This is a genomic window from Synechococcus sp. R5-12, assembly GCF_047502655.1.
Taxonomy (GTDB): Bacteria; Cyanobacteriota; Cyanobacteriia; order Thermostichales; family Thermostichaceae; genus Thermostichus.
Map to the genome: position 1 here is coordinate 1 of NZ_JANSIM010000076.1, position 16,646 is coordinate 16,646.

Below are 16,646 nucleotides of genomic sequence, written 5' to 3' on the forward strand. Positions count from 1 at the left end.
GGGAAATCGAGGAGCTGCGTCAGTCCATCCAAGAAAGCCGCGCCGAATTTGCCGAACAAGCTGCTGCCCAAGCTCAAAGCCTGCGAGAGCTACAGCAAGTTGTCAGCGAGACCCGCTCTGACTTAGCTCACCTTGCCGAGTGGGCAGAGGAAGTGACTCAAGCTCTGGTTACCCTCACCGCCCTACAACGAGAGCACGAACGCGCCATTCAGGCCATCAACCAACGGCAGGCGGAAACGGATCAGAGGTTCAACGTTCTCCTTGAAGAAGTGCGCTACCTGATTCGCCGGCAAGGCTCTGACGGAAATCCTCCCCCCTCGTTGCCCTGAGCACTGGGATCCCTTCGGAACTGCGAAGACAGCCCTAATCTTCATCCACTTCCCACTCCAACAGGTGTGCATAGGGAGCCACTAGGTGGGGAGCATAAAAGGCAACGGCTCGAAGGGCATGCCAGTCTTCCAAGCAGCCAAAGACGGTCGGATAGTCATTGCGCTCCAACCGCTCTGCAATTGCCGCCACCTCAGCTTCGGTAAACTGGCGGGGATCCATCCCCTTGGTAGGGGCCTCCACTTTGGACTTGGATCGGGCAGACATAGGCAGCCTGAACACGCTACAAGCCGATCTTAGCCTCTTCTTTTCGCTGGCCAAAAACTTGAATACTCCCTGTCCCAAAGGGAGAAAATTCTTAATTACTGGTATTTCTTAGCAACACTGCGTGAACAGCTTTAAGACAGTCGTGTGGTTTTTTGGGCAGTTGAGTCTTCTCGCCACTGTATTTGCTGTAGCACAAAAGCCGCCCTACTGGTTGAGTTCCGCGTAGGGGTAGAACGGGGCTTCAGACCCAACTTTTGGGTAAGCCAACCCCTGTTCTCCCGAAACTCTGAAAAGGGATCCCCATTCCTCCAGTTTCGTGGCAAGGTGAGGACAGATACCGCATCGGAGGCTGCCATGGAGAGCAAGATCCCCGCCCGCGATGTCCAAGTTGCCCTTATCGGCCCGTCCACGTTGGTTCTCCGCTCCCGCACCTGGGATCGCCTGAAGTTTGAGCTGGAATACGCTCGGCAACGGGGCACCACTGCCAATAGCTACCTCATCCAGGCCCGCCAAACCCTTCTCATCGATCCTCCGGGGGAATCGTTCACCAGCATCTTTTTAGAAGAGCTGGCCCAACACCAGTACCTACAGCGGTTGGACTTTATTTTGCTCAGCCACGTCAACTTTAACCGCATTGCCACTCTCAAAGCCCTATTGCCTCTGGCTCCCTACGCGATGGTGCTCTGCTCCAAGCCAGGATCCATTACGCTACGGGCCGCCTTTGAAGAGATGGATCCCTTGCCCCGCAGTCGCGACGAAGAGGAAGCCGCCGATCTGGGCATTTTCTACAATGGCGACCAGTCTTTCCGTTTGCGGGTCATCCGAGATGGGGATCGCCTGGATCTGGGGGAAGGGCATGAGTTGCACTTTCGCACCGTGCCCACGCCCCGCCACCCAGATGCCCTCTGTGCCTACGATCCGGCCACCGGGATCCTCTACACCGATAAGCTGTTCGGCGCCCACGTGTGCGATGAGCAAGTGTTTGACGAACATTGGCGGCAGCTCAGCGAAGACCGTCGCTACTACTTCGACTGCTTGCACCGCAACCAATTGCCCCAGGTGAAGGCAGCCCTGGCCAAGTTGGAAGAATTTCCCGCCCAAATCTATGCCCCTGCCCACGGCCCCTTGGTGCGCCACAGCCTGCGGCGCTTGCGGCTGGACTACCACACTTGGTGCGAAGAGGATCCCGGCGAGCAGCGGGTAGCTCTCCTATACACTTCCGCTTACGGAAATACAGGCTTGATGGCCATGGCTATAGCCCAAGGGCTGGAGCGGGCCGGCGTTAAGGTGGAGCGGATCAACTGCGAATGGGCCACTCCGGAGGAGATCGCCCAAGCTCTGGAGCGCTGCCAAGGGTTTGTTATCGGATCCCCGACTTTGGCCGGCCATCCTCCTGTGCAGATCCAAACCGCCCTTGGCATCATCCTTTCTTCGGTTCCCACCACCCGATTGGCCGGGGTTTTCGGCTCCTACGGCTGGAGCGGAGAAGCGGTGGATCTCATCGAGAGTAAGTTGCTCAATGCCGGCTTTTCCTTGGGGTTTGAGACGATCCGCGCCAAGTTTAAGCCCACCCCTGAAATCCTGGAAGCCTGTCAAGAGGCGGGATCCCAGTTTGCCCAGGCCCTGCGCAAAGCCAAACGAGCCCGCGCCCCTCGCCAAACCAGCAGCGAAACTCAGGCGGATCGGGTTGGGCAAGCCCTGAGCCGGGTGGTGGGATCCCTGTGTGTAGTCACCGCCCTGCAAGGAGAGACCCGCCGCGGCTTTCTCACCTGGTCGGTGGCCCAGGCCAGCTTCAATCCGCCGGGGCTAACTCTATCGGTGAGCAAGGACCAAGAAGCCGAACTGCTGACCTATCCCCAGGCACCCTTTGTGCTCAACATCTTGCGGGAAGGCAAAGGTAGCAATTTGCAGCGGCACTTTCAGCGACCTCAACGGCCCGGAGAAGATCGCTTTGCCGGCTTGGCTACGGCCGCTGCCGAAAATGGCTGCCCCATTTTGTTGGATGCCTTAGCTTACCTGGAGTGCCGTGTCAAAACCTGGATGGACTGCGGGGATCGCTACCTGGTCTATGCCGAGGTGGAACGGGGCAAGGTGCTGGATCCCACGGGGGTTACGGCCATGCGGCGGGGGTAGTGTATTGGAGAACAAAGATTTGTTGTGGAGTCAATGCTAACTGGATCCCATCGATCACCTTAAGCTGACGATCTCCTCGGCAAATTTCCGGCTCTTGTTGAGGGGCAAATATCAAAACAGAGTAATCGTCTAAATCCACCATCCACCCTAATTTGCTGCCGTGCTTTAGACAATGCAGGATATTATCGATTACACGGCTTACCCTTTGACCCGGCGAAAGAATTTCGATAATCCAGTCGGGTGCTGCGGTGAAGTCATCCTCTGGCTCGCCTGTTTCACTTAGGCGAGTTCGATCCCACGCAATTACGGCAATATCGGGAACAATGGAACGACCGGAAAAAGTGCATCGCAATTCGGGTAGGGCAGTATAGTCGGTGGTGCTGCCATCAACCTCGGCCACAAGGTGTTTTTGCAAAATGGAGTGGCGGGCTTTGGGTATCGGTTTTTGAATGGCAACTCCATCCACATACTCCCACGCCGGAGAATCTTCTATGTAAGGCAACTTGAGGAAGTCTTCAAGGGTAAGAGGCGGAGCCAGGCGAGTTGTCATAGGTTTAGGCAAAGCTCCTCAGGATCCCTACCAGTACTGTATCCCAAATCCCCAAGCGAGGGCGAGTGGTGGAGTAGGGGTTAGAATTGCAGCAATTGGAGTAGATGTAGCGTGAAAGTTGTCCAGCCGGCGGCGCTGCTGACCTCGATGGATCCCCTCAGTTGATCCACCATTTGCTTCACCAAGGCCAAGTCTAGATCGGTACTCCCTTCCTTAGCCCACACTGCGGAGCCCTAGCAAAGCAAAAAGCCCCCAGGCAGGGTAATCACCTCTCCTGAGGGCCAAACCCCCTCAAATCCCAGGTAGGTTAAGCCTGAACTCTGCTCGGCTCGTAGAAGACTTTGGGCAGAGATCGAGCAAACTTCGAGAAATCAGCCCTTGACTTGCGCGAACCATAATCTGCCTTTAAGTCAGAACGATTGAAAGCTATCTTCTCTCTTGCGGGCTCGTAGAAGATCCACCTCCTAGGGGTGTAGTTCACTTCATAGAGAGTTTGCCGAACGCCGTTTATCAACGATAGAGATCTGGAGCTGGGAGCCTTTGGCGGCTGATACCAGTAGATATCCTCGGGAGATACAGATAGAGGCTCTGGACCTGCAAAGGGCGGCTCGTAAAAAGTTGCAAAGTCAGGCTGAGGTCGGCACTGAAATTGAACCTGATACACCGACTGAGAGGTCATTTCCTGCCGACTCTGCTGCCAAAGCTGCAGCATCTTGCCGACATCAAATCCCATCGCTCGCTGAAAATGCCACAGGGATCCTTGTAGAAAAAAGAAGGCTAAGTAGAAGTGAGCATTCGCCAGCCAAACCCTTGAGGAGTAGTTCCACGCTCCCGTTTGATTTGGATCGAAGTAGTAAGGAGTAAAGGCGGATTTCAGCTCCAGGGTGGGGCCGTAAAACTCCACCGGGTAGGCCAGCGAGTTAAACCCACAGTAGTAAGAAGCCGCAAAACCGGCTAGGGCGATGCCGAATAGAGAGTAGGAGAGGATCCCATCTGCTGAGAAGAGAAAGCGAGCTTTAACCCACTCAAACGGCGGAACCAGGATATGCCACACCCCTCCCAACAAGAGAAGAGCTCCCACATAGATATGGCCCCCCACCAAGTCTTCCAAATTATTGACATCAAACAGGTGGGTGCGGTAGTTCCAAAGGGTGGCAAAGTCCAAAGTTGGAGCCGTAACCAGGCGTACCTGACCGGTGTTGGCGTCATACAGCCCCCCGAACACCATCGCCTTGGCCACCAACAATAGGGATCCCAGGCCCAAAATCAGTAGGTGGTGCCCCAAAATCACTCCCAACGTTTTGGCATCATCCCAAGTGAAGTGAAACTTGGCAGCCCTGCCGAATTCCATATCTAAGCTGGGGGGAAGTTGGGTTTGGTGGAAGTAGGCTCCTCCAGCCAACACGCCGGCAGCCACCAGGTGAATTGAGGCAATGGCCACATAGGGAAAGGTATTGACGATCTGGCCACCGGGGCCAACCCCCCACCCCAATGTGGCCAAGTGGGGCAGCAAAATCAGCCCTTGCTCGTACATGGGCCGCTCTGGCGAGAACTTGGCCAGCTCAAACAAGGTAAAGCCCCCCGCCCAAGCCATGATCAAGGCCGCATGGGCCACATGCGCCACGATAAAAGTATTAGAGAGGTTCATCAATCGAGCGTTACCTGACCACCAGGGGTAGCCCGATGGGTGCATCTTTTTGGCATTCATAGATAGCTCCTCAGTGAGCCCTCAAAAATACAGGCACGTTTAGCTCAGACCGGCAATGATATGGTCAAGATAAACGGCCATTTCTTGACTTGCCTCTGTGTCGAGACTTTCGGTCAGGACCTCTTTCATGGCATTGAGGGCCTGAATGACGCGATCGATGGGAACGCCGAGGGTGATGTAAGTTTCTTTTAAACCCTGCAACACGCGCTCATCCAAAATTGAGGGATCGGCAGCCAACATGGCGTAGGTGGCATAGCGTAGAAAATAGGTCAGGTCCCGCAAGCAAGCCGCGTAGCGCCGAGTAGGGTACATATTGCCCCCCGGTAGGGTAATATCCCCGTAGAGCAAGCTCTTGGCAACCGTTTTGCTGATAATGCTGCTGGCGCTGGAGCTGATGGTTTTGGCCGCCTTGACGCGCATGTTGCCACTCTGGAAATAGCGATTTAATTGTTCCAGAGCTGCGGCATCTAAGTAAGAGCCTTTCTCATCGGCGGGGTTAATCAGGGAAGTGATGGTATCTTTCATGGATTTTTCTCCTCTAAGCACTAGTAGGGACTGATTTCTTGAGGCAATTGGGCAAATGCTGTTCGCGTTAGCGGGACGGAGTCCTTGCACCGCTTGCTCAGGCATTGCCTGTGAGAACTCTTATGGATTGCAACTTAAGACAACTTCACAGCTTGCAGGTCAAGCTCGCAAAGCCAGCCGAAACCTCAAGCTCACAGAGGCAGGAGTAGCGCGCCTCAACTCTAAAACTGAGCGAGAGGGCAGCGATTTGTCTATCCATTCATCGATTCAAAAAGCGCGAATCAGTCGATCAAAGTAGGGGGCAGCTAGAGCCATCTCCTCTGAAGAAAGAATGCCGGCAGCTACCTCTTTTAGGCAGCTCATCGCCACCCGCAGGTTGGGTAGCGGCACGCCCAAAGAGATGTACATTTCTCGCATGCCGTTCAAGCCGATATCTTCCAGCGGCTTATCGTTGCCTGCCAAGATGCAATAGCTAACCAAGCGGATATACCAGCCTTGATCTCGTTGACAGAGGGCAGTTTTTTGAGGGTTGCCCTTATTGCTGGGGGTGTTGGGGCATTTGGCCCAAAACCGTTTGCTGCCTTCCTGGACAATTTTTTGCTCGTTCTCTGCTAACTTTTGGGCGGCTCGGATGCGAACTTGACCCTTGCTGAAGAAATCCTCTAGCTTGGCGATCTCGGCACTGCTGAGGAAGCGATCAGCCGCGTCCGACTGCGCGATGACTTGGGCAACAATGCTCATAGGTTTTTGGCAAGGAACACTCTACAGGTAACAAAGTAAGCCAGATCCTCAAGAACCGAAATCACTTATTAAGAAAAAGTTGTGAATTGAAACTTACTTGCAACAAATCCTCTCTGCCTCGCGTCTTCGGCAGCGTGACCAGATTGAGAAGGTTGGGTTGGCGGCCAATCCAGATCCCGGATACGACAGCAACCCTCAGAATACTCAGCCTCTATCTCTTCTGGCCGAGATGAGCATCTGTGTTGGGAACTATTTCCGTATCTGTTGCTACAGAACTTACAATAAGACGGGCTGTGCAGAGGTACCGGGGGAGAGAACCCCTAAGGTAGGGATCAAATCGGCGCTGCGCCGCTTTAAGGGCTAAGTTTCTGAGGCAGGAATCTTGCCAGATCTGCGTAACCATCGCTACTTTGAAACCAACCTGGAAAAGCGCAAGCGCAAAGCAGGAGTCCCCAGGGATCCGCTCAACCTTTAAAACTGGGGCAGAGGGGGCAGGTGGAGCGTGAAAGTTGTCCAGCCGGCAGAGCTGTTGACCTCAATGGATCCCCTCAGTTGATCCACCATTTGTTTCACCAAAGCCAAGCCCAGACCGGTGCCCCCTTCTTTCCAAGGATCATTGCCAGGGATCCGGTAAAAACGCTCGAAAATGCGCGTGAGCTCCTCGGCCGGGATCTCCCGGCTGTTGCTGACCTCTACAACGCTGCGACGGCTTTCGGTTCCTATCCGTAAGCGGATGGATCCCTGAACCGGGGTGTATTTCACAGCGTTGTGCAGGAGCTCCCGCAGGATACGCCCCAAAAGGAGAGGATCTGTGGTGATGCTGCTCTCCAGAGGCACGTTGGCTTGAAAGGTTTGCCCCTTAGTACGGGCGCGTTCGCCAATAGCCAACAGCAAATCCCCCAACAAGGCTTCCCAGGTCAGCGTTTGCAGATTCAAAGCATAGGCTCCTGCCTCTAGCCGCTGCAAATCCAACAGGTCATTGATCAGCTCGATCTCCCGTTGGCATTCCCGCTGGGCGATGGATAGGTACTGGGCCTGCTTCTCCCTCGCAGGGGCAACTTGCAGCATGTGCAACGCCATTTTCATGCTGGCTAGAGGAGTGCGCAGCTCGTGGCTGACGGTGCTGATAAAGTCATCTTTGAGGCGGTTAAGGCGCTCTAGGGCTTGCACCTGCTCTTGGGCCGCTCGGAACAGGCGCGCCTGCCTTAGGCCGATAGCACATTGATTGGCCACTTGAGCTACGAGATTCATTTCCTGCTCATCAAAACTTTCCTCGCTGCTGCGAAAAACCCACAGATCCCCCAAGACTTGCTCCCCATCCCGCAGAGGGCAGACCAAGACTGATCCTTGGCGGGGGGCGTCAGGAAGTAAACAAAATATGCAGGTCTCTCCTCGCAACAACTGGGCGTAGAGATCTGGATATTGGGCAAAGGGAATACAAGTATGCAAGGCCGACCCCAAGCGAGGACAATACTCGTAGCTGATGGCGGAAAGGGTGAGATCGGCGTTGTAAAGGCCAATATCGCAGCCATCTGCATTTAGGTTTTCTCCCAGCTCGCGCAGAGCGGTGTTGAGAATTTCAGCTTCATCTAGAGAGTCGCGCACCCGGTCAGTGATGCGTTTCAGCAGGGCCTCAAATTGCAGGGATCGCTGCAACTCAGAGGTGCGTTGCCGAACCTTTTCTTCCAAGGTTTGATTGAGGGCTTGCAGTTGTTCATATAACTGGGCCTGTTGCAACGCGATGGCTAATTGATCGCTCAGCTCTTGTAAAAGCCGGATTTCCCACTCTTGCCAAGGGCGGCTGGATTGGCAGTGCTGTGCCACCAGAAGGTCCCAGAGATCCTCTCCCCGCCGAATTGGGATCACCAAGTTGGCTTGGGCCTGGAAAGATTCCAAGAGCTCCCGATAGCAAGGATCCAAATTGGCCGTCGCCACGTTGGCTATGGCTTGCACAAAGCCCTCTTGGTACTTGCGGTAGCAAGGATCCTGGCGAAGGCAAGCATCCCACACCCGGCGGCCCAAGTGGCTGGGCCAGGGATCCGCCACCGACTCAGCAGCTACAAACCCCCCTACACCTTCCTGCAACTGATAGATCATCACCCGATCTACCTGGAGAAACTCTCGCACTTCCGCAACCGTTGTTTCCAAGAGGGTTTGCAAGTCCAAAGCTTGGCGGATCCGCCGCAATAAGGCCCCCAACAGTCGCTCCCGCTCTGCCTCTTGCCGAAGCACTTCTTGAGCTTCTTTGAGGGGGGTGATGTCCACAACAACACCGCAAACGGCATAGGGATCCCCTTGCTGATCCCGCAGGGCAAACTTGGTGACCCACTGGGTCAATCTCTTGCCATCGCGGAAAAAGGTTCGCTCGTAGCTGACAGGATGCGGAGATTGCAGGACTTTTTGATCCTGATCTCGAAATTCTAGAGCCTCTTCTGATGCGAACAGCTCACTATCCAACTTTCCAAAGAGCTCTTCTGCCTTGCAGCCTCTCTGTTGTAGATAAGTCTTGTTTACATGAAGATAGCGCCCTTCCAGATCTTTGAGAAAGATAGAAAAAGGGATCCCGTCCAGAATAGCCCTAAGCCGAGCTTCGCTTTCTTGTAGAGCCAGCTCTGCTTCTTTCTGCTCCGTAATATCTTCGGTAATGCCAACAATACGGATAACCTCTTGCTGTTCGTTCAAGATGGGTCGGCAAGAAGTACGCAGCCAGCGCAGCCTGCCATCCCGATGGAAAAGGCGGTAGGTGATCTGCTGGGCTTCTTGAGTGGCTCGGGCGGCCGCCTGCAGTACCCTTGGCAGATCTTCGGGATGGATCCTGTCTTTCCAGAGATCTGGCTTGCGGCGAAACTCTTCTGCTGTGTAACCCCAGATCTTCTCGCTTTGGGGGCTTTTGTAGAGAGACTGGCTCAAGTCTGCAGAATACACAAAGAAAACCACCGGTACAGCCTCTGCAATTTCTCGGAAGCGGGCTTCGCTCTCTCGCAAAGCCAGTTCCACCTGCTTTTGTTGGGTGATATCGCGGGTACTGGAAACGATCCCTTGCACAGAGGGATCCTCCAAAAGATTGGTGCAGAGGCTCTCCAGCCACACCCACTGGCCATCGGCGTGTTGGGCCCGGTAAATAAAGCTGAGTGTCTCGCCAGGTCGAGCCTTGAGTTGCTCAAGAGCATTAGCAACGTTCTGCCGATCCTCGGGGTGAACCCAATCCAAGGGTACGGCCTCTCCCTGATTGGGAGCACGCCCCAAAATTTTCTCAGCAGCCGGAGGATTTAAGGTATGCAGCAGACCTTGGGCATCGATCCGACACAAAATGTCGTGGCTGTTGTTGAGGAAGGCGCGAAAACGCTCTTCTTGTTCCCACACCTCCTGTTCCAGCCGCTTTTGTTCGGTGATATCTAGGACAATGCCGAGAAGTCCTAATCCTTTAGACTGATCCTGAAGCTTTACAGCGAAGCGATAGGTGTAGCGCTCCTGGCCTTGAATCATTTCCTTACCTTCGAATTGGCAAAACCCTTGCCGCTCTACGTCGGATAGAACTTGAGAGGTGTACTCCGGCCAGTGGGGATGTTGCTGAGCCACCTCCTCCAGAGAAGTACCCAGCAGATCGCCAAACCAGGCGCGGTCATTGGCATTTTGCAAAATTAGCACTCCCTGGGGATCCCTGGCCCACACCGCCAATGGCAGGGCGTCCAACAAGGTGCGCAGTTGGGCTTCCCGCAGCCGCAGGTTTTCTTCCAACTGTTTCTTCTCGGTAATGTCTCGGCCCACGCCGCGAATAAACTGCAAGCGGCCCTGCCGGTCAAAAATGCCTTGGTTGATCCACTCAAACCACCGCACCTGCCCCGCTGCATCCGCCACTCTGCTAATCCGGGTAAAGGTGGGCTGCTGAGGGGTAAGGTGGGCTATCTTTTGCTGCGCCTGCTCCTGCTCTTCTGCCAGCAGCACGTCGATCCAGCGCCTGCCCCGCCAATCCCCCAAGATTTTCTGGCAAGCTTCGTTACATTCCACCACCGTCGTATCTGCACGCGCCAGCATGATGACATCGGGAAAACCCACCTGATCCCGCTGCAGCCAGCGCTTTTGCCAGTACATCACCACGGCCAGTGAGGATCCCCAAAGGAGCAGCCAAAGCCATCCGGGCAGAGTGTTCCAGTTGAGTAAGGTAAGCAGGTTGACCAGATCCCAGGAGGCGCTCATAATTACGTAATTAAGTAAAGTAAGTGTATGGAGTGTCAAAGCTTACAAGAATCTCAAGAATCTCAGCAGCATTTCTAACTCAGGATCAAGCACTGTGCCAACAATTCCCCATCTCCCCGAAAAGGAGAGCAAAGTTTGAGTCTACTGGAACGGTGGGGCAGTATCCTCGAAAAGGGGGCTTTCAGGGTGAAGAGTTGTTTCTTAGGTTTCCTAAGTGTTCGGATAGATAGTTCTGAATCCAGCGCACCAGCCGCTGAGAGAGCACGAAAGCTTCTGGTTCGTCCCCTTTGATGCCGACTTGGCTGCTAAAGCAGGCGATGACCTCCTCGTTCAGCTCCGGTTTAGAAGGATCGCTGTGAAACTGCAGCCGCACTTGGCTTTGGACCTGAAAACTCTCTTGAGCTTGGTTATCCAAAACTTCCTGACCCACTCGATGCAGCCGCACTCCTTGCAACTGAGCCAAGGGATAGGAAAACACCTGCTGCCGCCAAAAGCCCCAAGGGCCACGCAGGTGGGTCAGGGTCACCACCTGCCTCTCTCGATCTAGGCTCAAGATCTGGCCTAGCCCCCAAGGGATCCCAATCCACAAGCCCATCCCCACAGCCACCAAACCCAACAGCGGCGAACGAGCCCACAGTTGGGATCCCACAATCAGCAGCACCAAGCCTGCTGCCGCCCGCCAAGCCAGTTGCTGGGAAGTGAACCGTTGTAGGGCAATGCGCAGCCGTTTGGGATTGCGCTCCAGAACCTGCGGATAGACCGGTGCCATGAAATGGGATTCCACTGCTTAGGCTAGCTTAACAGGGGTTGCTTTTCCCTAGGCGCTGAAGGCGTCTTATCCGTACATTGCGTTGGTGAAAAACTACAACTCCGGCTCGGCAAAAAACTCTGATAAATCCAGCGCAAATCCAGGGATCACCTCTCCACCTTCCAGGATGTCGCCGGGTTTCTTCAATGCTTCAGGCTCAGGCCGGCGATAGACCAGAACGTATTTCTCTTCAGGATGAATGATCCAGACCAGCCGGGATCCATTCTCAAAATACTCAACGAGCCTATCATGGATCTCTCCAATGGTGTTGGCATCGGAGAGAACTTCTACAGCCAAGTCTGGGGATCCCTCAATATAACCCCTTGGGATCCCGCCCAGAGATTGCAGTCGTTCTTTGGAAAAAAAGAACAATCCGGAGAGCGGCGATTACCGGATTTCATTTTGAAGGAAGTATCGGAATCGAAGGTAAATCCAATCCTTTGACTGCGAACGTACGAGCCTAGAATGATATGAATCAAACTTACGTAGTACCCATGCTTTGCACCTGCCGAGCCCACGGTAACCAGTTCTCCGTTCACAACCTCATAGCGATTGCCATCCTCCGGTAAAGCCATAAACTCTTCGTCAGTCCAAATTTTTCGAGAAGCTGCCGGAGAACTATCAGCAGGTGCCTCGGCCAATTTTTCTCTTTCCAAAACCTCGACCATCATGACCTCCGCAATGAAAAACGGCTAAACCAACCAAGGGAGCCGGTCTGGGGTCAACACATCCTGAAGAGCGATCTGCACGCCCGGTAAGAAGTCAGCAAGCTGCCCTGAGGGATCCCCTTATTCAGGATCCACTAGGGATCCCATGAACAACACGGTTTGGGCCGCTGGGTTGCCGCCGGATCCGGAGGCCACAATGGCAAACCAGAAGGGCCGATCTGCCACAAATTGAAAGGGCTCTTGCCGGTCGACAGCAGTCCGGGAGACGATCACCCCAGTAGCGGCTGCCGCCTCGGATCCCTCTTCGTTCACTTCAATTGCTGCTTTGTGCAGGACTCTGCTGATCCGCGCTGGCTCTGGGGTCATCTGGCTGAAATCGGCTCGGTTGGAAAAGGCAACTCCCAGGCCCAACTGCTGCAGAACGGAAGTGAGATCCGTTTCATAAGCCAATTCAAATCTCGGGATCCGCACCGAACCGGCACGGGGGCGCAGGGATCCCGTCCATTCTTGCCAAGTTTCCGGGCTCAGCTCTGCCCGCAGCGATTCCAGCTTCACTCCCTTCTTGGGCAGCAGGATCAGCATTTCCAGTTCTCCTTCCCCGTAGGGCAGGCTCACCACCTGCAACTGCTCGGTTTCCAGGTAGTCGTAACGACCTGATTGAACCATCATGGGCACTCGGACGCGGCGGCCATCCAACCGAGTAAAGGGCTGAGTTTGGGTGCGCTCCGGATCGAAGGGCTGAGTCCACTCGCCTTTGAAGTAGATGGCATTGAGCAAAACCATCAAATCCTCGCGGCTGAGGCGATCCACAATGCGGTTGATCTTGCCCTGGGTGCGCTCGGCCACCCAGCCGTTGATCTGGTTCACCGTTTGCCGGGATCCCAAATTCACCCGATTCACCACCGCTTGGTAGTAGGTGGCCAAAGCCTGCAAAAACTGGGGCTGTAAGGTGAGGGTTTGATCCACCCAGAGGCCGTTGGCCATTTGCACCTGGACTGGCCCTCCTGCCGGGGATCCCTCCGCCAGCCAGCCCACCATTTGGGCATTGCTCCAGTTCAACTCATTGAGGGAAAGGTCCTGTGCCTCCAGCACCTCGGCCATTGCCGTTTGAGTCTCCCCAGAGGCGCCGTTGTAGAGCATGCTCAGGGCCAGGCGGATGCTCAAGGGGGAGAAAAAGAGGTTCTCTTGGGGCTGCTGACGGAGCAGGTGATCAAACAGTTTCAGCGCAAAGCGGCTTTGGGCTTGTTGGGCCACGGTCTTTTCCCCATACCCTTCCCCATAGGTCACCGTTGGCTCAAAGGGAATCCGCACCGGGGTTTCCTGTGAACGGGATCCCATCCCGTGAGTGGGCCAGAGGCCCAGGCTCAGTAAACCCAGCAGAGCCAGAAGAGGGATCCGGCTCACCAAGGATCGATTAAACAGGTCTTTCATAGGGCTCTCCTGGCAGAGTCTATGGCTATGCTATCGGGTCGGTTGTGGGCTGCCCTTGCCCAGGGCCGCCATTCCGGCTGCGCTCAAGGGGGAAAAGCACAGGCCGCTTCCGGCAAGCAAGAATTGGCAAGGCTCTCCCAGGGGGGAACTTCCTGCGTCTGGCTGGTCAAGTCGCAGCAGCAGCGTCTGGCGCGATAGGATGAAGCCTGCACAGGAGAGTGCCACATGGTTCTGTTCACGATACACGTTCCAAAAGGGTGCAGAGTCGCCTTGGGCCTGGCTCTACTGCTCCTGGGATCCGGCTTGGGATGTACTGCTGCCACGGAGAGATCTCCCGCCTCACAAACTCAGGTAACCGAAGCCATCTCTCCATCCCCCCCAGCCATAGGGCAGCCCCAGCAACTGCCGGTTGAAGCCGAAGTCACCCTTGCCGGCCAACGCTTTGAGCTAGAGGTGGCCCGCACCCCTGAGCAACAGCGCTTGGGCCTGATGTTTCGCACCGATTTGCCGCCGGATCGGGGCATGTGGTTTCCCTTTGATCCGCCCCAGCCAGCTTCTTTTTGGATGTTCAACACCCTGATCAACCTGGACATCATTTTCCTTCACCAAGGCAAGGTGGTGTACATTGCCGCCAATGTGCCCGGCTGCCCCGCCCAACCCTGCCCCACCTATGGGCCGCCTCCTTCCCAGTTGGTGGACGGTGTGCTGGAGTTCCGCGGCGGGACGGCTGCTGCTTTGGGTTTGGCCGTTGGAGATCCGGTCGAGATCCGAGAGCTTCAGCCCGTAGCCCCTTGATTTCTACCTCCCCTCTCCCTGAGGGAGAGGGGCCGGGGGTGAGGGAAGACGGGCTCGAAGATGATCTTTTGAAGAATTTTTGCGATGATTTTTGAGAGTCGCCAACTGAGTCCATAAAAGAGGCGACCGCGAGCTCAGGATTGGTTTGGCTACTGCGAGCGAGCCTATGGATGTCGGCAGCGCGAGTCATTGGATAGGAGTGGGGGCTGTCGCCCTAGCCTCCATCCTTTGGGCTGAGATCGTGCGGGATGTGCGCCATTGGCTGGCCCACCGGTGGCCCTGGCTGATGCCCAAACACATCCTGCACCACCGCCTGTTCCGCCCCGACCTTAGCGTGGTGGATGCACAGCTGTACCGAGAATCCCAGTGGCACCACGACGTTCCCGAAGCGGCGACGATGATCCTGGCCGGGATCCCTTGGGTGGTGGTGTTGGGCCAGGGATCCCTGCTGTACGGCCTGGCGGCAACGGTAGGCATTCTCTACTCGGCCAGTTTTTGGGTGGCAGGCATGCTGCGCGGCTACGGGCTGGCCCTGGAGACCGATATCACCCACCGACCGGGGCCTTTCCCCGTTCCTCCCAGCCAATGGCATGTCAACCGCGCCTACCACTGGCGGCACCACTTCGACGATACCAACGCCTATTTTTGCGGCACCCTGACTCTCGTAGATCGGCTCATGGGCACCAGTCTCTCCTTGAAAGGCAAGCGAGTAGCCGTCACCGGCGCCTCCGGCACCCTGGGCCGGGCCTTGCTCAAGCATTTTCACCAGCAGGGGGCCAAAGTCATCGCCCTCAGCTCCCATTCGGATTCGGTTCACATCGAAGTGGACGGCCAGATCCAGCCGGTGGAGACCGTTCGCTGGCAGGTGGGGCAAGAGGGATCCCTGGCTGAGCTGCTGGAGCGGGTGGATATCTTGGTGCTCAACCACGGCCTGAACGTCCACAGGCAACGGGATCCCGAGTCTGTCCGCCAGTCCTATGCCGTCAACACTTTCTCCAGTTGGCGCCTAATGGAGCTGTTCTTCCAGACGGTGCGCGGCAACCCTGAGATGGCCACCAAAGAGGTGTGGGTGAACACCTCAGAGGCTGAGGCTAGCCCTGCTTTCAGTCCCCTCTACGAGCTCTCCAAGCGGGCCCTAGGCGATCTGGTTACTCTGCGCCGCCTCGATGCTCCCTGCACAGTGCGCAAGCTCATCCTCGGCCCCTTCAAGAGCCAGCTCAATCCCATTGGGGTTATGTCGGGAGATTGGGTGGCCGCTCAGATCTTGGCCCAGGCCAAACGAGACTGCCGCAACATCATCGTCACCATCAACCCCCTGACCTACTTGCTTTTCCCGCTCAAAGAGCTGGCTGTGAGCACTTATTTCCGCTTGTTTAGCCGTCGGTCTCCAAGGACTCCGTCCCGCGAGCGCGAACAGACAGGGATCCCTGCCCCCAACCCAGATCCTGCAGGTGGGGCCGAGTCCGGTGATTTGCCTTTGGTTTAGTTAAAAGGAACTAGATCCCAACCCGTTCCATAGCTCTATGGCATTGGGCGCAAAAGTGGAGTAAGACAAGAGCAGGTTCCTTGGCGTGCCAATACGAACTTTTGGGGAGCGAGAGTGCCCTCCTTGGGTTTGCAGAAATACAGCAGTTCGATCCCTGATGAGCGTTGGGTGTGAGGAGTAGGAGTGAGCGTGAACATGGTGCGACAGTGGGTGAGCGCAGTACTCTGCGTGGTGGGTGGATCGTTGATGTCGGGGCTTTTGTCCGGCTGTGCCATCCCGATGCCTTCGGCATCTGCGGGAGTTTCTGAAGTCCAAGTGCGCTTGGTGCATGTGGCCCCCAATGCCCCTCGGATCGACTTGGAAGTGGGAGGGGTGAGAGCTGCTCGGGGCATAGCCTATGGCTCGGTGAGCGAGTACGTGCGCATACCGGCGGGCGAGTACGACATTGTTTTGTTTTCAACGCCTGAGAACCCTGGCCAGCCTGCGAGTTCTTTGGTTGCGGCCAGAACCGTAGCCAATCTCAGGGGCGGGGGAGTATTCTCGGTGGTTGCTGCCAACGAGCCGAATCGCATGACGGCCCTGGTGCTGGAAGACAACATCCATCCGCCCTTTGATCAAGCCCTGGTGCGGTTTGTCCACGCTGCCCCTGATGCGCCGGCCCTGCAATGGCAAGGGGAGCAAGGGCGGGTACTGCTGCCCCAGTTGGCGTTTGGACAAGTATCCACCTTTCAAGCTATGCGCCCCGGCTTTACCCAAATTCAAGTGGCCATAGCCCCTTCAGCCTCCGCGCCAGGTGTGCAGTCGGCTCCCAGCCGGAGCATTCCCCTGCAGCGGTTTGACCTGCAGCTGGAGGCGGGGAAAGTCTATACCCTCTATGTAGCGGGATTGTTGCGCAGCAATCCGGCCCTAAGCCTGGTGCTGGCAGAGGAAACTCGAGCTCGCAGGCTCCTATAGCCAAGGTGTTTCGGTCTGATACATTTACGCTGAACACTGCTGAACATCACTGTTCA

At 55.8% G+C, this 16,646-nt stretch carries 12 protein-coding genes and 4 pseudogenes; 7 read left to right on the forward strand and 9 right to left on the reverse strand.

Annotated features, from left to right (window positions below; genetic code table 11):
• Positions 1-329: pseudogene (locus NW843_RS04670) on the forward strand (hypothetical protein); the annotation flags it as partial.
• A gap of 34 nt (positions 330-363) precedes the next feature.
• Here NW843_RS04670 and NW843_RS04675 read toward each other — a convergent pair.
• Entirely contained in the window at positions 364-594 is a 231-nt protein-coding gene (locus NW843_RS04675) for a DUF2555 domain-containing protein (protein WP_414522248.1), read from the reverse strand.
• Between the two features lie 354 nt (positions 595-948).
• Here NW843_RS04675 and NW843_RS04680 point away from each other — a divergent pair, with 354 nt between their 5' ends.
• A complete protein-coding gene (locus NW843_RS04680; RefSeq protein ID WP_414522249.1) occupies positions 949-2,727 on the forward strand; it encodes a flavin reductase in 1,779 nt (592 codons plus the stop codon).
• On the opposite strand, the gene NW843_RS04685 is transcribed toward NW843_RS04680, so the two are convergent.
• From NW843_RS04685 to apcD, 4 genes and pseudogenes are all read right to left on the reverse strand, one after another.
• Complete coding sequence (locus NW843_RS04685) at positions 2,705-3,277, reverse strand: Uma2 family endonuclease (protein WP_414522250.1); 573 nt, start codon at positions 3,275-3,277, stop codon at positions 2,705-2,707. The two genes, NW843_RS04680 and NW843_RS04685, sit on opposite strands and share 23 nt — an antisense overlap.
• 721 nt (positions 3,278-3,998) lie before the next feature.
• A pseudogene (locus NW843_RS04690) lies at positions 3,999-4,985 on the reverse strand (chlorophyll a/b binding light-harvesting protein); the annotation flags it as partial.
• Positions 4,986-5,024: 39 nt separating this feature from the next.
• Entirely contained in the window at positions 5,025-5,510 is a 486-nt protein-coding gene (locus NW843_RS04695; RefSeq protein ID WP_099812041.1) for an allophycocyanin subunit beta, read from the reverse strand.
• Between the two features lie 267 nt (positions 5,511-5,777).
• Positions 5,778-6,251, reverse strand: a complete 474-nt coding sequence (gene apcD / locus NW843_RS04700) for an allophycocyanin subunit alpha-B (protein ID WP_099812040.1) — start codon at positions 6,249-6,251, stop codon at positions 5,778-5,780.
• Positions 6,252-6,582: 331 nt separating this feature from the next.
• Here apcD and rpsU point away from each other — a divergent pair.
• Positions 6,583-6,726, forward strand: a pseudogene (gene rpsU / locus NW843_RS04705) (30S ribosomal protein S21).
• On the opposite strand, the gene NW843_RS04710 reads toward rpsU, so the two are convergent.
• The 4 genes and pseudogenes from NW843_RS04710 to NW843_RS04725 form a co-directional block, all read right to left on the reverse strand.
• A complete protein-coding gene (locus NW843_RS04710) occupies positions 6,723-10,448 on the reverse strand; it encodes a PAS domain S-box protein (RefSeq protein ID WP_414522251.1) in 3,726 nt (1,241 codons plus the stop codon). The pseudogene rpsU and the gene NW843_RS04710 sit on opposite strands and share 4 nt — an antisense overlap.
• Positions 10,449-10,629: 181 nt before the next feature.
• Complete coding sequence (locus NW843_RS04715) at positions 10,630-11,217, reverse strand: hypothetical protein (protein ID WP_414522252.1); 588 nt, start codon at positions 11,215-11,217, stop codon at positions 10,630-10,632.
• A gap of 93 nt (positions 11,218-11,310) precedes the next feature.
• Positions 11,311-11,927: pseudogene (locus NW843_RS04720) on the reverse strand (Uma2 family endonuclease).
• 117 nt (positions 11,928-12,044) lie between these two features.
• Positions 12,045-13,355 carry a serpin family protein gene (locus NW843_RS04725; protein WP_414522253.1) on the reverse strand — a complete coding sequence of 437 codons (1,311 nt, stop codon included), beginning with the start codon at positions 13,353-13,355 and terminating at the stop codon, positions 12,045-12,047.
• Positions 13,356-13,376: 21 nt separating this feature from the next.
• Between NW843_RS04725 and NW843_RS04730 the strand changes: the two genes are divergently transcribed.
• The 4 genes from NW843_RS04730 (at position 13,377) to NW843_RS04745 (ending at position 16,590) form a co-directional block, all read left to right on the forward strand.
• Complete coding sequence (locus NW843_RS04730) at positions 13,377-13,553, forward strand: hypothetical protein (protein ID WP_414380870.1); 177 nt, start codon at positions 13,377-13,379, stop codon at positions 13,551-13,553.
• 72 nt (positions 13,554-13,625) lie between these two features.
• Positions 13,626-14,150, forward strand: a complete 525-nt coding sequence (locus NW843_RS04735; protein ID WP_414522254.1) for a DUF192 domain-containing protein — start codon at positions 13,626-13,628, stop codon at positions 14,148-14,150.
• A gap of 166 nt (positions 14,151-14,316) precedes the next feature.
• Positions 14,317-15,636, forward strand: a complete 1,320-nt coding sequence (locus tag NW843_RS04740; protein WP_414522255.1) for a bifunctional sterol desaturase/short chain dehydrogenase — start codon at positions 14,317-14,319, stop codon at positions 15,634-15,636.
• 183 nt (positions 15,637-15,819) lie between these two features.
• Entirely contained in the window at positions 15,820-16,590 is a 771-nt protein-coding gene (locus NW843_RS04745; protein ID WP_414351985.1) for a DUF4397 domain-containing protein, read from the forward strand.
• The last annotated feature ends 56 nt before the right edge of the window (positions 16,591-16,646 follow it).

What these genes read in the sequence shown, in the direction of transcription:
- NW843_RS04675 (WP_414522248.1), bottom strand. Translation starts at nt 594, where the DNA reads ATGTCTGCCCGATCCAAGTCCAAAGTGGAGGCCCCTACCAAGGGGATG.
- NW843_RS04680 (WP_414522249.1), top strand. Translation starts at nt 949, where the DNA reads ATGGAGAGCAAGATCCCCGCCCGCGATGTCCAAGTTGCCCTTATCGGC.
- NW843_RS04685 (WP_414522250.1), bottom strand. Translation starts at nt 3,277, where the DNA reads ATGACAACTCGCCTGGCTCCGCCTCTTACCCTTGAAGACTTCCTCAAG.
- NW843_RS04695 (WP_099812041.1), bottom strand. Translation starts at nt 5,510, where the DNA reads ATGAAAGATACCATCACTTCCCTGATTAACCCCGCCGATGAGAAAGGC.
- apcD (WP_099812040.1), bottom strand. Translation starts at nt 6,251, where the DNA reads ATGAGCATTGTTGCCCAAGTCATCGCGCAGTCGGACGCGGCTGATCGC.
- NW843_RS04710 (WP_414522251.1), bottom strand. Translation starts at nt 10,448, where the DNA reads ATGAGCGCCTCCTGGGATCTGGTCAACCTGCTTACCTTACTCAACTGG.
- NW843_RS04715 (WP_414522252.1), bottom strand. Translation starts at nt 11,217, where the DNA reads ATGGCACCGGTCTATCCGCAGGTTCTGGAGCGCAATCCCAAACGGCTG.
- NW843_RS04725 (WP_414522253.1), bottom strand. Translation starts at nt 13,355, where the DNA reads ATGAAAGACCTGTTTAATCGATCCTTGGTGAGCCGGATCCCTCTTCTG.
- NW843_RS04730 (WP_414380870.1), top strand. Translation starts at nt 13,377, where the DNA reads ATGGCTATGCTATCGGGTCGGTTGTGGGCTGCCCTTGCCCAGGGCCGC.
- NW843_RS04740 (WP_414522255.1), top strand. Translation starts at nt 14,317, where the DNA reads ATGGATGTCGGCAGCGCGAGTCATTGGATAGGAGTGGGGGCTGTCGCC.